The organism is Maribacter sp. MJ134, assembly GCF_003970695.1.
In the GTDB taxonomy this organism is placed as follows: Bacteria; Bacteroidota; Bacteroidia; order Flavobacteriales; family Flavobacteriaceae; genus Maribacter.
Window position 1 is genome coordinate 2,683,249 of record NZ_CP034570.1, and the last position, 15,577, is coordinate 2,698,825.

The window sequence follows — 15,577 nt, forward strand, 5'->3', positions numbered from 1 at the left end:
AGGTAGTGCAGGTTTTTGGTATTTTTGTGCTGCTATGTTAAGAATTGCGTTTCACCCTATTTACAAACATCCGTTACCGGAAGGACATCGGTTTCCCATGCTTAAGTACGATTTGCTTCCCAAACAACTCCTATACGAAGGTACTTGTGAGGAAACCAATTTTTTTGAACCAGAAATACCGAACGATAAGCATATTGTTGCGGTGCACGACCCGGAATACTTCTACGATTTATTGAACATTAAAATTCCACCCAAAGAAGCCCGAAAAATAGGTTTTCCCCTCACGGAGGATTTGGTAGAGCGTGAGCGAATCATTGCGGACGGAACCATGAAAGCCTGTGAGTACGCCATACAATTCGGAATTGCCATGAATATTGCCGGTGGCACGCATCATGCCTATACCGATAAAGGGGAAGCCTTCTGTATGCTAAATGACCAAGCTATAGGGGCTAGATACTTACAATCAAAAGGATTGGCGAGGAAAATACTAATTGTCGATCTGGATGTACATCAAGGTAACGGGACAGCTGAAATCTTTGCAAAAGATGCCTCCGTTTTCACCTTTTCCATGCATGGGGCAGGTAATTATCCCTTTAAAAAGGAGCATTCAGATTTGGACATTCCTTTGGAAAAAGGAACAACGGATGCCACGTATTTATCTATTTTAAAAAAAACCCTTCCAAAACTTATTAACGAACAACAACCGGATTTTATATTTTACCTATGTGGCGTAGACGTTATTGAAACGGACAAATTAGGCACATTAAGTTTAACCGTAGAAGGTTGTAAGGAAAGAGATCGCTTTGTCCTAGAGACCTGCCACAAGCTTCAAATACCCGTGCAATGTAGTATGGGTGGTGGCTACTCTCCTGAAATTAAGGTTATTGTTGATGCCCATGCCAATACATTTAGGTTAGCGCAAGGAATTTATTTTTGACAAAATTTTTATCTTAACCTTCAGCGATGAATAATAGATTGAGCTAACTTTCCAATCGTTAGAAATAATAGTTTTTTATTTATTTTTTTAATTTGCAAATTCTAAAAACAGCATTTTGAAAAATTCAATAATAGTATTCCTTATTCTATTTTCCTTCTCGTGTTCTGCTCAAAGCACTTCTAAGGATTCTGTTGAAACCAGATGGCAAATGTTTACCTATGACATAGGAAATGTGTTTAAAGGTATAGGCTATTCCTATAGCAGACCGCTACATTGGACTGGCAAGGATTGGTCTAATTTTGGTTATACGATGGGGGCAACGGGCATTGCCTATTTAGTGGACACCCCTACCAGTGATTATTTTAGAGGTATTAAAGAAGACGTACCAAAAGTTGTTCGCGACTACGGATTCAACTATGGGAGTCCAGAGAATAATTATATGATTACAGGAGCGGTTTACCTCACGGGTCTAATTAGTAAAAACGAAAAATTGAGGCGAACAGGGGTACTTTTAATTTCCTCCGCTTCCTCAGCAGGTCTACTTCAACAAGTACTAAAATCCGCAGTTGGTAGGGCAAGACCCTTAAGCGGAAAAAACAAGGATACCTATCGACCACTATGGGCCGGTGATAGAGAATTTCATTCCTTTCCGTCAGGTCATGCCATTTTAGCAATGACCAATGCTCATGCCATAGCCAAACAATTTAAGAATTGTTGGGTGAAAACCGGAATTTACACACTCGGTTCTATACCTGCCATATCAAGGTTATGGGAGGGTAAACATTGGCTCTCCGACGTAGTCCTAGGTGTGGCTATCAGTATTTTTACCGTGGAATCGATAGACCGCTATTTAGACTCTAAATACGACCAAAAATATAATGACAATGCTAAAAAACTAAGCTGGAACCTCAACTTTGGACCGGGCCAAGTAGGGTTACATCTAGAATTCTAAAAAACACCCTTCTCCTAAAAAATCAGATAGGTACTTAGAACCAACAACGCGACCAAAATACCAACAACGGTGGCATACTTCCAAGGCGTAGTATCGATTACTTTAGTCACCTCTGGCACATACTCCTCAGTTTTTGGTTTAACAGCTCCAATAATGAGCATAATAATAATGTTAACCACGAACAGTATTCCCATGATGTGGAGAAAATGAGGATAAGCTTCAGCCTTTATAATTGCTAATTGGCCCGCATCGGTAATACCATTCTCGGCTGCCTTAGCCATAGCTGAATTAATCATTGCGGGGCCCAATCCTAATAGACTGATCAAATACATAATCACCCCACCGATTAAAACAACCTTAGCACCTAAGGCTGGCACCTTTTTGGTCAAAATTCCGATAACGACCACGGCTAATATTGGTACACTTAAACTTCCTAACGCTTGCTGTATATAGGAGAACAAACCGTCCGGAGCATAACGTATAAATGGGGCTATGGACATTGAGATAACCGCCAATGCCAAACCGAAACGTTTTCCTGCTTTTACTGTCTGTAATTCGCTTGCTTCAGGGTTGAAAAACTTTTTGTACAAATCAAAACCGAATAAGGTAGCGCTACTGTTCAAAAGACTATTGAACGAACTTAATATGGCACCGAATAAAACTGCGGCAAAGAATCCTAACAATCCACCTGGTAGTACCCTTCTAACCAGCTCTGGATAGGAGGCGTCCGCATCGTTTAGCTCAGACCCGAACATATTGAACGCAATGATACCTGGTAACACCACGATAACAGGAATCAAGAATTTCACAAATGCCGCTAGCAACATCCCTTTTTGACCTTCGGCCAAACTTTTCGCTCCAAAGACACGTTGTAAAATAGCTTGGTTCGTACCCCAATAATACATCTGCGCAATCATCATCCCTGTGAAGATAGTCCCCACCGGTATGGAAGAAGTAATATCGCCGGTGACATCAAATTTATCCTGATTGTCTACCCATAACTTGGACAAACCTCCAGCGATACTATTGTCATCACTAATCATAACCAATCCAAAGTAAGGTATAGCCAGACCACCAACCAACAATCCTATAGCATTGACCAAATCGGATACCGCCACCGCTTTTAGACCACCGTATATTGCGTATATAATTCCTATTAAACCAATACTCCAAACACATATCCAATAAGCGGCCGTCTCTGAAACTCCCAAAGCATCGGGCAATTCGAACATGGTGATAAAAGCCTTAGAACCTGCATAAAGAATGGTCGGTAATAACACGATACCAAATGCGATTAAAAATAATATGGATAGAATGGCTTTGGTGTTTTCGTCAAAACGACCCTGTATAAATTCAGGAATGGTGGTAATCCCCTTTTTCATATACTTGGGCAGAAACCAGACAGCTGTAATGACCATGGCTATAGCGGCAAGTGTTTCCCAAGCCATCACGAGTATTCCCTCAGAAAATGCCTGACCGTTTAAACCCACTATTTGTTCTGCCGAAAGATTGGTCAATAACAAGGAACCTGCAATAGTCAAGGCACCCAAACTCCTTCCACCGAGGAAATATCCGTCTGCGGTACTTTCATTGGTGTTTCTTGTAGCGTACCAAGCGATAATCGCTACCAAAAGTGTGAATCCAATAAAAGAGAAAATCGATAAGTAATCCATGAGGGTTGAGTTGGTTAATTGGTTAACACGCTCCATAACTGCACTAATTTGTGCCACATGCATAAAAGCGAAAGGTCTAATATAATACATCCAAGAGTAGAACACCAATTTTGTAGTCAATTAATACTCCCCCCGGTCCGAGCTGACTAGAATTACTTTGGAAACTGAATAGACCTAAGTATTACAGGTGTTTTATGCCTGAAACAAAACTTAGACCTCATTTTCTGCCATAGGAGATTTTCCTTTAAAAAAAGCTGTAATTTTTAACTGAATTACGTTGAATATCCTAACGGGCGTTAGCAGCCTCTTTCTCCATATCGGCGATATGAGCAACTGTTTTGACCAGACGATGATGATTTTTGACAAAAGGATTGGTTTTATCCCAAACGTACCCGGCGAGTACGGCACAAATCTGTGATTTTATAACAGGGTTTTCAGAGTCGGCAAAGAATATTTTTTGAAGGTTTCCTGTGTACCACTCTTTAACATAAGTGGAAAATACGTTAACGCCATCCAGCATATATTTAGAGTAATCATGCTCCCAATCCACTGCTTCACCGTTTAGTTCCTTTGTTATCATTTTTGCGGCCAAATGGGCAGATTCCGTTGCAAAAGTTACACCAGAAGAGAAAACAGGGTCTAAGAACTCGGCACTATTTCCTGTAAGCACGTAACCAGGTCCATAGAGCTGTTTTACAGATTTAGCAATATTCTTAATCATCCTAGGTTCAAATTCATAAGGAAGGTCCTCAAATCTACTTAGATAGTGATTCGAAAGCTTCATCATCTCCCGTAAACGTTCTTCGTTGTTTCCTTCAAAAGATTCCAAGTAATCCGTTGGCCCTACATATCCTATACTCGTATATCCGTTCGAAAACGGAATTACCCATAACCAAGTTTCAAGGCTTACGATATCAAAAGTTATTCTATGGCCTTCCCAGCCATCGGGTCTCCTAATATCTTTGACATGTGTAAAAATAGATGAATGTGCAGGTATTTCCGATGGTTTATCCAAGTCTAATAATTTCGGTAACACACGGCCAAAACCACTGGAATCTATGATATATTTTGCTTCAATTTGAGAGGTTCTACCTTGCAGGTCCTTTATTTGCGTCGTAGAAATTTCATTGGCAAATTCCACCCCTACCACTTCTTTCTCAAAATCAATGGCTACACCTCTATTTTGAAGTTCATCAGTAAGGGTTTTATCAAAATCTGCTCTCGGTATTTGATAGGTCCAGTTCCACCCCTTTGTATGTTTCTTGCTAAAATCAAATTCACAAATTTTTGGACCTTGCATAAACCGTGCACCAGTCTTCACTTCAAAGTTTTTCGCTTTAAGACAATCTAGTAGTCCGACCGCTTCAAAATGTTCCATACATCTTGGAATAAGACTTTCGCCAATAACGAAACGTGGAAACTTATTTTTTTCAACCACTTTAATGGAAAAGCCTTTATTATGCAGATATGCGGCCGCCACACAACCCGAGGGGCCAGCACCTATTATCAAGACATCAACTTTTTCTTTTTCCATCTCTATATTTCCGATACAATAAGTATTCAAATTCGCTAATTATTATAAATTTGCGCTTCAAGATGCTTATTTTTATGTACTAAGGTATTATTTATACCCGATAGAATCAACCATACATGCCAGAAATTAAAGGAAGGTTAGGAATAGCGGAATTTTACGATGTGATTTTTAATCAAGAATCCATATCACTACATGAAGAGCTTTTAAATACTGTTGAGGAAAGTTTTAATTTCTTGAAAGAATTTTCGAAGAATAAGGTCATTTACGGTGTCAACACAGGATTTGGCCCTATGGCACAGTACAAAATCAAAGATCCCGAAACCTTAGAGTTACAGTATAATCTTATTCGAAGCCATGCGTCGGGAACGGGAAACCCCATTGACCCGAAGTATGTAAAGGCAGCAATGCTGGCAAGATTAAACACCCTAAGTCTGGGAAATTCCGGTGTACACGTATCCGTTGTTAAAGTGATGTCAGAATTGATTAATAAAGACATTATTCCCCTTATCTATGAGCACGGAGGTGTTGGCGCAAGCGGGGATTTAGTACAACTGGCACACTTGGCCTTAGTCTTAATCGGAGAGGGAGAAGTCTTTTACAAAGGTGCAAGAACACCGACTAGCAAAGTTTTTAAAATAGAAGGAATAAGTCCTATCGAGGTAAGACTGCGGGAAGGTCTTGGCCTTATCAACGGTACGTCTGTCATGACCGGAATTGGTATCGTAAACACGATTTACACAAGACGTCTGTTGGAATGGGTGATTTGTTGTTCTTCTGCTATCAACGAGATAGTAGAAGCTTATGATGATCATTTGTCCTATGATTTAAATTATACTAAAAAGCACTTAGGCCAGCGAGAGATAGCACGTTCTATGCGAAGTCATTTAGAGGACAGCACCTTAACAAGAAAAAGAGAACATCATCTATATACGGACAATACTGATGTTTCTGTTTTTGAAGAAAAGGTACAGGAATACTATTCCATACGCTGCGTACCGCAAATACTGGGTCCCGTTCTGGATACTTTGAATGAGGTAGAGCGGATTTTGATAGAAGAGGTGAACTCTGCCAATGACAACCCAATCGTAAATGTTGAAAAACAGCACGTGTATCATGGAGGTAATTTTCATGGAGATTACGTTTCCTTGGAGATGGACAAATTAAAGATCGTGGTAACTAAAATGAGCATGTTGGCCGAAAGACAACTCAATTATCTACTGAATTCCAAATTGAACGATATTCTTCCGCCTTTTGTTAACTTAGGAACATTAGGATTAAATTTTGGAATGCAAGGCGTACAGTTTACGGCAACCTCTACCACAGCGGAGAATCAGATGCTGTCCAACCCCATGTACGTGCATAGCATACCTAACAACAACGACAACCAAGATATTGTGAGCATGGGTACTAATGCGGCCCTAATTACTAAAAAAGTAATTGAAAATGCATTCGAAGTGGTAGCCATTGAAATGATTACCGTTGTACAAGCAATAGAGTATCTTGATGTCAAGGACAAAGTCTCATCTAAGACAAGAAAAATGTATGATGCCGTCCGTAACATAGTTCCCCCGTTCAAAACAGATAAGGTAATGTATCCTTATGTAAATGAAGTAAAGAACTATATTATTAATCATCAAAATAAAAAGTCATGAGAAAAATTTTTACAGTATTACTAGTCATTTGCTTTGCGTTTTCCTTTGGACAGGAATTAGCGTTAGTCCGTGAAGATGGATTGTTCGGGTATATCAACACATCTGGAGAATATGTTATTCAACCACAGTTTTCCAAGGCAAAAAGTTTTTCAGAAGGTTATGCAGCCGTAGAAAAGGATAAAGCCTGGGGTTTTATAGATACAAAAGGAGCGTGGGCAATTGAGCCCACCTATGACAAAGTAAAATACTTTAATTCTGGCTACGTCCTTGTCCTAAAGGATGATGAGTGGCGCTACATAGACAGTGCGGAGAAAGAATTGGAGGTGCCGGCCACAGAAAAATATTTTGATTTTGATGACGGCGTAGCCTTTATCAGGCAAAATGAGAAAATTGGCTTGATTGGAACGGACGGAAAAATAGTCCTAGACCCCACATACGAAGTTATAAAGGCGTTTAGAAATGGCCATGCAAAGGTTAAAAAAGGAGAGCTTTGGGGTATGATTAATACCAATGGGAAAGAGGTGATTCCTACGGCGTACGAAGAAATAGGGAATACCTTTAATAAGTCCGGTGTTTACGGAAAAAAAGGTGAAGAATTTGGAATCATCCACAATGGTAGTTTCAATGTAGTAGAGGGGGCGGATAAGGTTTGGAACTTCCACGGAGATTCTGGCCTAACCTATGCAAGGAAAGACAAGCAAATAGGTTTTGTTGACTCAAAAGGAACTTGGGTGATTGCTCCTACTTTTGATAAGGCACGCGCTTTTTCTAACGGATTGGCACCAGTCTCAAAAGACAAACAATGGGGCTATATTGATACTAAGGGAGAAACAGTAGTAGACTTTCAATACCGTGATGCCGAAGTTTTCGCCGCAAATGGTCTTGCACCGGTAAAAGAGAAGGATTGGGGGTTTATAGACACCTCTGGAAACATGATCATACCCACCGACTATAGTATTACCGCCGGCCTTGCCTTTTTAGCAGGCAATAATGACAAAGGCTTTATAGGAGAGCTTGCTAGATTAAAATCTAAAAAGGGCTGGGGCTTTTTTAATGCTAAAGGAGAGCTTTTAGGTAACAAATGGTATGAAAATGCAGAAACATTTGTCAAAAATTAACCCGGCAAACCAAGCAAGATAGGATATATGGGAGAGGAAAAAGTAAAATATGCTTTAATTACAGGAGGTTCCAGGGGTATTGGAAGGGCTATATGTGTGCAACTTGCCAAAGACCTGAATTATCCGTTGCTTATCAATTATAAACAAAATAAGGAAGCTGCAGAAGAAACACTGGCAATGGTAAGAGCTGTCGGTGGGGAAGGTGCCATAATACAATTTGATGTAGCAGATGGCGAAGAAGTGACCACAAAGTTAGAGGCTTGGCATGAAGCCAATAAGAATGGTGTTATAGAAGTATTGGTGAACAATGCCGGAATAACGAAAGATGGGCTATTTATGTGGATGTCTTCAGACGATTGGTCTTCGGTAATCAATACAAGTTTAAATGGCTTTTACAATGTGACCAACACGCTTATTCAAAAATTGTTAGTGAATAAATATGGTCGTATTATTAATATGGTCTCCGTGTCCGGACTTAAAGGCACCCCCGGGCAAACTAATTATTCCGCCGCTAAAAGTGCCGTTATCGGAGCTACAAAAGCGCTCGCACAAGAGGTTGCAAAAAGAAAGGTTACTGTAAATGCAGTAGCACCCGGATTTATAGCAACAGATATGACAGAAGATTTAGATGAGTCAGAACTCAAAAAAATGATTCCTGCAAACCGCTTTGGCAAACCGGAAGAGGTAGCACATGTAGTATCATTTTTAGCTTCGGATAAAGCATCATACATTACCGGTGAGGTCATTAACATTAATGGTGGTATATATTCTTAGAATACGTTTAGGCTGATGAAGAGAGTTGTTATAACAGGTATGGGAATTTATTCTTGTATAGGGAAAAACCTAGAAGAGGTTAAAGAATCCCTTTATCAAGGTAAATCGGGTATTATTTATGATCCTGTCCGTAAAGAGTTCGGTTTTAGATCGTCCTTAACCGGTTTTGTCGCAGAGCCCGATTTAAAAAAACTCCTCTCCCGAAGACAGCGCATAAGCATGGGTGAAGAAAGCAAATACGCTTATGCTGCTACAATTGAAGCGTTAAAAAATGCTCAAATAGAACAAGATTTTATTGATGGTAACGAAGTAGGCATTATTTACGGAAATGACAGTACCGCAAAATCGGTCATCAACTCCATTGATACCATAAGAGAAAAAAAAGACACCACATTGGTTGGTTCAGGAGCCATATTCAAGGCAATGAATTCCACGGTAACCATGAACCTCTCTACCATATTCCGTTTAACGGGTATAAACCTCACTTTGAGTGCGGCCTGTGCAAGTGGTTCACACGCTATTGGCATGGCCTATCATTTGATTAAGAGTGGAATGCAGGACTGTATCATCGCAGGTGGCGCCCAGGAGATAAACCATCTAGCCATGGCCAGTTTTGACGGTCTTGGGGTTTTTGCCATGAGACAAGATGAGCCAACAAAAGCCTCGCGACCTTTTGATAGTGAAAGAGATGGACTGATCCCTAGCGGAGGGGGAGCGACCGTTATCCTCGAGAGTTATGAATCTGCTATAAAAAGAGATGCTCCCATTCTTGGAGAGCTCATAGGCTATGGGTTTTCCTCAAATGGTGCACACATCTCTACACCAAATATGGAAGGACCTGCAAGGGCCATGAACAAAGCTTTAGAAGATGCTAAACTAGAGGCTTCGGCCATAGATTACGTAAATGCACATGCCACCTCTACTCCAGTGGGAGACGCTAATGAAGCGAAAGCAATTTTTGAAGTATTCGGCGAAAACGGTCCTTTGGTCAGCTCTACGAAATCAATGACCGGCCATGAATGTTGGATGGCCGGGGCAAGTGAAATCATCTATTCTATGATCATGATGAAAAACAATTTCGTAGCCCCCAACATTAACTTGGAAAAACCTGATGAGGACTCGGCTAAACTTAACATTACAAGTAAAACTGTAGATAAAAAAATTGATGTATTTTTGTCGAATTCATTTGGTTTTGGCGGAACCAACTCCGCTTTAATCGTAAAAAATGTCAGCCAAGAATGATGACCAAGGAAACCATTATTGAAAAAATAAACGACTTCCTCATTGATGATTTTGAAGTAGAGGAGGAGGAATTGGTGCCCGCCGCTAATCTAAAAGATGCTATTGGATTAGATAGTTTAGACTTTGTAGATTTAGTAGTCGCGGTAGAAAGTAATTTTAGTGTAAAACTAGTTGGCGAGGATTTCGTGAATATAATTACCCTACGGGACTTTTATAACCTTATTGAAAGAAAACTGGATCAATAACATCCTTTACATAAAATGAAATGGCAACGGAGTGGGAAGGGAAATCCAAGGGAACGCTTTTAGGTTACAAACTATTTATTTTCTTCCTAACTACTTTTGGTATAAACAGAGCCTATTTTATATTACGGTTTGTAGTAGCCTATTACTTTATATTTTCTCCAAGCAGCTCCAAAGCCATATACTATTATTTTAAAAGAAGATTAAGATATACCCGAGCAAAAAGTATTGCATCAATTTATAAAAGCTATTATATGCTGGGTCGTGTATTAACGGACAGGGTTGCGATATCCACAAAGTTCCGTGATAAATTTACCTATACCCATGATGGGATCGAACATATAGATTACCTTCTAAAGGAGAATAAGGGTGGTATACTTATAAGTGGTCACATAGGTAATTTTGAAGTTTCACATTACTTTTTACAAGACCGTTATTCCATTTCAAAAATCTTCATGGTCACAACGCACGCTGAACATGCCAACATCAGGGAATATATGGACGGTCTAGTGGCGGAATCGTCCATGAAATTTATTGTGGTACAGGAAGATATGTCACATATTTTTGAAATCCATACGGCTTTAGACCAGGGCGGATTGGTAGTTTTCACGGGAGATCGCTATCTTCCCGGTTCAAAAATACTTACGCAAGAATTTTTAGGTGCAGAAGCAGATTTTCCGCTAGGGCCTTACCTCTTAGCATCAAGGTTAAAAGTCCCGGTCCTGTTCGTTTACGTTATGAAAGGACCCAAAAAGGAATATCACCTCTATGCCAGAAAAGCCATTGCTAAGGCTAGAGATCCACAAGCGCTATTAAAAGAATATACGACCAGTATGGAGTGGATCCTTAAGAAGTACCCTTTACAGTGGTTCAACTATTTTGATTTTTGGAAAGACGGAAGTAAATAACCATAAGGTAAGCCCACGAAGCATTGGAAGTAAAGCCAACATTTATTTCTACGCAGTCGTCGGAGCATTATAAATCTCGATTATCGAGTAAAAGATGAAAGAAGTTTTAATTATTTATTATTCCCAGACCGGACAACTCCTCGATATTTTGGAAAATATGGCGCGGAAAATAAAAGGAGACGATGTTACCATCTCTTATTACGAAATTATACCGGAACCCGTTTATGAATTTCCCTGGAAACAGGAAAAATTTTATGATAGCTTTCCAGAATCCTTCTTACAAATCCCCGATAAATTTCACCCTCCAAAAGAAACCATTCTCAAAAAAAAATATGACTTGGTCATACTCGGTTATCAAGTCTGGTTTTTAACACCCTCTATACCGGTTAACTCATTTTTAAAGTCCCGCTATGCTAGTCAAATTCTAAAGGATACTCCCGTAATAACCGTACTAGCCTGTAGAAACATGTGGATTCAAGCACAGGAAAAAATGAAGCGACTCCTTACGGATGTAGGAGCAAATCTTGTAGGCCATATAGCTCTAGTGGATAAGCATATTAACCATGTGAGCGTTATTACCATTTCGCACTGGATGTTCTCGGGAAGAAAAGACCGTTATTTAGGTATTTTCCCAAAACCAGGTGTATCCGACAGGGACATACGGGAGGCGGAAAGGTTTGGGCCACCCATAAAATCAGCCTTGACTTCGAACAATTTTAAAGATTTACAAAACACTATTGTAAAATTAGGAGGAGTTAAAATCAACCCCTTCTTGGTGATGACGGACAAACGTGGAAATATTCTTTTTTCCAAATGGGCCAATCTCATCATAAAGAAAGGAGGGCCTGGTAATCCCAAACGTTTAAAATGGATTACTTTGTTTAAATATTACCTGTTATTTGCCATATGGGTCATAGCACCAATAGTTTTTATCGTATTTTTGTTGACCTATTTACCGAGTTTTAAACAAAGAAAAACAGACAAGGCCTACTATGCCTCAGTAGCCTTAAAAGAGAATTGATGAAGGACGTATTTATTACCAAAATCTCTAAATTTTTACCGAACAGACCCGTTTCCAATGAAGACATGGAGGCTAAATTGGGATTTATAGATGGTAAGAGCTCTAAAGCGCGCCGTATAGTCCTTAGAAACAATCAGATCAAGGAACGCTATTACGCATTGGATGCTAATGGCGAAGTTACCCATAACAATGCTCAACTTACTAAAGAGGCAATTGAATTGCTATGTGATGACGAATTCACTACAAAAGACATTCAATTGTTATCCTGCGGAACATCTAGTCCGGATCAGATTCTTCCATCTCATACTGCAATGGTCCATGGTTTCCTTGAAAATGGGAATATGGAAATCAACTCGCCTTCAGGTGCCTGTTGTGCTGGAATGAGCGCACTTAAATATGGTTATTTATCAGTGATGACAGCGCAAGTCGAAAATGCTGTTTGCGCAGGTTCCGAGCGCACTTCTTCGTGGATGAAGTCTGATGTATTTGAAAACGAAGTAGCACATTTAAAAGACCTAGAAGACAATCCTATTCTAGCATTTAACAAAGAATTCTTAAGGTGGATGCTATCCGATGGCGCAGGTGCCGTATTACTGGAATCGGAGCCAAAAGGCAAAAATCCATTACGAATAAATTGGATGGAAGCCTATTCTTACGCCTTTGAAATGGAAGCCTGCATGTATGCAGGAGCGGAGAAAAAAGAAAATGGACACCTTCAGCCATGGAGCGAGTTCCCGGCCAGTGAATGGGCTAAGATGTCCTTGTTCGCAATGAAACAGGACACCAGGCTCCTTGGAGACAATATTTTGGTAAAAGGTGTGGATAGTTTAAAGCAGGCCTATGAAAAACACGGAATAGGACCTGATGATGTTGATTACTACCTTCCACATATATCTTCTTACTACTTTAAGGAAGGGCTTTATAAAGAGTTGGAAAAGCAAGGCATACCTATGCCATGGAATAAATGGTTCTTGAACCTCTCGCATGTGGGCAATGTTGGTGCGGCATCTATTTATGTCATGTTAGAAGAACTGGTTTCTAGCGGAAAGCTAAAGAAGGGAGATAGAATTTTATTGCATGTCCCGGAAAGCGCTCGTTTCTCCTATATGTATGCTTATTTAACCGTTTGCTAGATGAGTATTGTGCAACCACCTATTACCGATGCTGCTTTCATCGTTAATTTAATACCTCAAAAATGGCCTTTCGTCATGGTAGATAAGCTTCATGGGTTTTCAGAAAATGAAATAGTGTCAGGATTAACCATTAAGAAAGAGAACCTGCTTTGTTTTGATAATCTATTTACCGAGCCAGGATTGGTGGAAAATATGGCTCAAACGGTGGCCATGCACAAAGGCTACACCTATTACCTAAAAAATGAACCTGCACCTGTTGGATATATTGGTGCGATCAAGAAAGCGGAGATTTATTCGCTACCCAAACTCGGGGACGAACTTAGGACTACGGTCACCATCCTACATGATATTATGGGTGTTACCTTGGTAAAAGCAAAAATTGAATGCAACCAAGAAGTCATTGCTATAAGTGAAATTAAAACAGCGCTTGCGTAAATACGATGGAAGACAACGGGCGAAAAATAGATATTAAGAAATTCTTGCCCCATAGACCACCCATGTTACTGGTAAGTAACATGCCCTATATAGATGATACTTCTGTAACTACTGAATTTTATATTGAAGGGGACTGTCTCTTTGTCGAGGATAATATTTTGATGGAAGCAGGCTTAATAGAGAACGCTGCACAAACCTGTTCCGCCATTGTAGGTCAAGGATATTTTGACAAAGAGGATTTAGAAGGAACAAGCAATAAACTCATTGGTTATATAAGTGCCATTAAACGCGTTATCATTCATCAATTACCACGAGTAGGTGATATTTTGGTGACAAGAGCAAATTTAATATCTCGTTATGACACGGGTAATCTTAGTATTTGCACTATAGATTGCGCTACTTTTAGAAATGATGATTTAATTGTAGATTGTACATTAAATTGTCTCATTCACGAAGTATAAGTAAATGAAAAAAGAAGAAGTCCCACAGGACAAAAGTAATTTGGCATCTGCGAATATTAGGGAAATGGTGTACGCCGTTGACAAAGATGGTAAATACACCACCTCTCTCAGTACTGGATGGGACCCAAAGACCATTGCCTTGGACAATGCCATTAAGGTCATTGAAGAGCGGATTGCCATAGCTAAAGAAAAAGTTTTAAAAGGGGAAACGAGTCCTATAGAATATTACATGGAATTACATAAAATGGACATACCCGTTCTGGCTAGTTATGTGGGACTTTGGCAGTGGCGTGTAAAAAGACATTTTAAACCGGCCGTATTTAAGAAACTAAAGGAAAAAACGTTACAAAAATATGCCGATGTTTTTGAAATAAGTCTCAGTGAACTAAAACATATTAATGTCTAAAGAACCAAAAATAAATTTTACCCACAACCAGTCCGCGCATTGCGAGAACGGTGTAGTCTCCAATCTTATGAGACATCAAGGCTTTGAAATAAGCGAGCCTATGGTCTTTGGAATTGGTTCTGGCTTATTGTTCAGCTATCTACCTTTCTTAAAGGTGAATTATGCGCCTGTATTTACCTATCGTTCCATGCCGGGCTTTATATTCAATAAGTTCGCTAAACGAGTAGGAGTGAAGATGAAAAAGGAAAAGTTCAAGAACCCGGCAGCTGCAAAAGCGCGGTTGGATGAGAACTTGGCCAAGAACAATCCCGTTGGTTTACAGGTAGGTGTGTATAATCTGGTTTATTTTCCGGACGAATACCGCTTTCATTTCAACGCACATAATATGGTCGTATACGGCAAACAGGATGACCGCTATTTGATAAGCGACCCTGTTATGGAAGAGGTTACCAGTCTTTCCAGTAAGGAGTTAGAAAAAGTACGCTTTGCCAAAGGCGCTTTCGCACCCAAGGGGCATATGTACTATCCTACCGAATTTCCCAAGGAGTTAGAACTAAAGAAGGCGATAACCAAAGGAATTAAACAGACTAGCAGGGATATGACTGCGCCTGTACCTATTGTTGGGGTAAAGGCAATGCGTTGGGTTGCCAAGAACATTAGAAAATGGCCAAAAAAATTGGGACCGAAAAAAGCGAATCACTATTTGGGACAGCTTGTTCGTATGCAAGAAGAGATTGGAACAGGAGGAGGAGGATTCCGATATATTTATGCGGCTTTTTTGCAAGAGGCAAGTGAAGTATTACAAAATGAAAAACTATTGGAGCTTTCCAAAGAAATGACCTCAATTGGAGATGCTTGGCGCGATTTTGCCGTAGACGCTTCTAGAATTTATAAAAATAGAAATGCCAAGAGCGGCGGATACGAAGATGTTGCCATACAACTGGAAGAAATAGCGGATCGCGAAGAAGTCTTTTTTAAAACACTCAAAAAGGCGGTCTAAAAGGCACTTTGGATTTGCTAAGCAAAAAGTTGAAAGAGTAGCATCTTTTGTAGTATTTTTTTGTTTTCTGATAACCGTTAACATAAAAA

General features: G+C 39.8%; 16 protein-coding genes. 14 read left to right on the forward strand and 2 right to left on the reverse strand.

The features are described 5' to 3' along the window. The first annotated feature begins 34 nt into the window (after positions 1-34). Both EJ994_RS11560 and EJ994_RS11565 read left to right on the forward strand, forming a co-directional pair. The gene (locus EJ994_RS11560; RefSeq protein WP_126592577.1) at positions 35-937 is read left to right on the forward strand and encodes a histone deacetylase; all 903 of its coding nucleotides are present in this window, start codon (positions 35-37) and stop codon (positions 935-937) included. Positions 938-1,052: 115 nt separating this feature from the next. Next, the gene (locus EJ994_RS11565; RefSeq protein ID WP_241240772.1) at positions 1,053-1,889 is read left to right on the forward strand and encodes a phosphatase PAP2 family protein; all 837 of its coding nucleotides are present in this window, start codon (positions 1,053-1,055) and stop codon (positions 1,887-1,889) included. 14 nt (positions 1,890-1,903) lie between these two features. Here the strand turns inward: EJ994_RS11565 and EJ994_RS11570 are convergent, their stop codons facing one another. Beyond that, positions 1,904-3,562, reverse strand: coding sequence for a solute:sodium symporter family transporter (locus tag EJ994_RS11570; RefSeq protein ID WP_126592578.1), 1,659 nt, complete (start codon positions 3,560-3,562; stop codon positions 1,904-1,906). 286 nt (positions 3,563-3,848) lie between these two features. Then, the gene (locus EJ994_RS11575) at positions 3,849-5,096 is read right to left on the reverse strand and encodes an NAD(P)/FAD-dependent oxidoreductase (protein WP_126592579.1); all 1,248 of its coding nucleotides are present in this window, start codon (positions 5,094-5,096) and stop codon (positions 3,849-3,851) included. A 116-nt stretch (positions 5,097-5,212) separates the two neighbouring features. On the opposite strand from EJ994_RS11575, the gene hutH reads away from it, so the two are divergent. The 12 genes from hutH (at position 5,213) to EJ994_RS11635 (ending at position 15,488) form a co-directional block, all read left to right on the forward strand. Next, positions 5,213-6,748, forward strand: coding sequence for a histidine ammonia-lyase (gene hutH / locus EJ994_RS11580; protein WP_126592580.1), 1,536 nt, complete (start codon positions 5,213-5,215; stop codon positions 6,746-6,748). Next, on the forward strand, positions 6,745-7,866 hold the full coding sequence (locus EJ994_RS11585; protein WP_126592581.1) for a WG repeat-containing protein: 1,122 nt from the start codon (positions 6,745-6,747) through the stop codon (positions 7,864-7,866). The genes hutH and EJ994_RS11585 overlap by 4 nt, the downstream gene beginning before the upstream one ends. 27 nt (positions 7,867-7,893) lie before the next feature. Next, entirely contained in the window at positions 7,894-8,640 is a 747-nt protein-coding gene (fabG, locus tag EJ994_RS11590) for a 3-oxoacyl-ACP reductase FabG (RefSeq protein ID WP_126592582.1), read from the forward strand. Positions 8,641-8,652: 12 nt separating this feature from the next. After that, a complete protein-coding gene (locus tag EJ994_RS11595) occupies positions 8,653-9,882 on the forward strand; it encodes a beta-ketoacyl-[acyl-carrier-protein] synthase family protein (protein ID WP_126592583.1) in 1,230 nt (409 codons plus the stop codon). Beyond that, positions 9,882-10,127, forward strand: coding sequence for an acyl carrier protein (locus EJ994_RS11600; RefSeq protein ID WP_126593711.1), 246 nt, complete (start codon positions 9,882-9,884; stop codon positions 10,125-10,127). The genes EJ994_RS11595 and EJ994_RS11600 overlap by 1 nt, the downstream gene beginning before the upstream one ends. A gap of 20 nt (positions 10,128-10,147) precedes the next feature. Continuing rightward, a complete protein-coding gene (locus tag EJ994_RS11605; protein ID WP_126592584.1) occupies positions 10,148-11,032 on the forward strand; it encodes a lipid A biosynthesis acyltransferase in 885 nt (294 codons plus the stop codon). 94 nt (positions 11,033-11,126) lie between these two features. After that, entirely contained in the window at positions 11,127-12,053 is a 927-nt protein-coding gene (locus tag EJ994_RS11610; protein ID WP_126592585.1) for a dialkylrecorsinol condensing enzyme DarA, read from the forward strand. Beyond that, the gene (locus tag EJ994_RS11615) at positions 12,053-13,186 is read left to right on the forward strand and encodes a beta-ketoacyl-ACP synthase III (protein ID WP_126592586.1); all 1,134 of its coding nucleotides are present in this window, start codon (positions 12,053-12,055) and stop codon (positions 13,184-13,186) included. Before EJ994_RS11610 ends, EJ994_RS11615 begins: the two co-directional genes overlap by 1 nt. Continuing rightward, positions 13,187-13,621 carry a hypothetical protein gene (locus EJ994_RS11620; protein ID WP_126592587.1) on the forward strand — a complete coding sequence of 145 codons (435 nt, stop codon included), beginning with the start codon at positions 13,187-13,189 and terminating at the stop codon, positions 13,619-13,621. A 5-nt stretch (positions 13,622-13,626) separates the two neighbouring features. After that, positions 13,627-14,082 (forward strand): ABC transporter permease, encoded by a 456-nt coding sequence (locus EJ994_RS11625; protein WP_126592588.1) that lies wholly within the window; start codon positions 13,627-13,629, stop codon positions 14,080-14,082. A gap of 4 nt (positions 14,083-14,086) precedes the next feature. Further along, the gene (locus EJ994_RS11630; RefSeq protein ID WP_126592589.1) at positions 14,087-14,488 is read left to right on the forward strand and encodes a hypothetical protein; all 402 of its coding nucleotides are present in this window, start codon (positions 14,087-14,089) and stop codon (positions 14,486-14,488) included. After that, on the forward strand, positions 14,481-15,488 hold the full coding sequence (locus EJ994_RS11635) for a BtrH N-terminal domain-containing protein (protein ID WP_126592590.1): 1,008 nt from the start codon (positions 14,481-14,483) through the stop codon (positions 15,486-15,488). Before EJ994_RS11630 ends, EJ994_RS11635 begins: the two co-directional genes overlap by 8 nt. Positions 15,489-15,577: the final 89 nt, after the last annotated feature.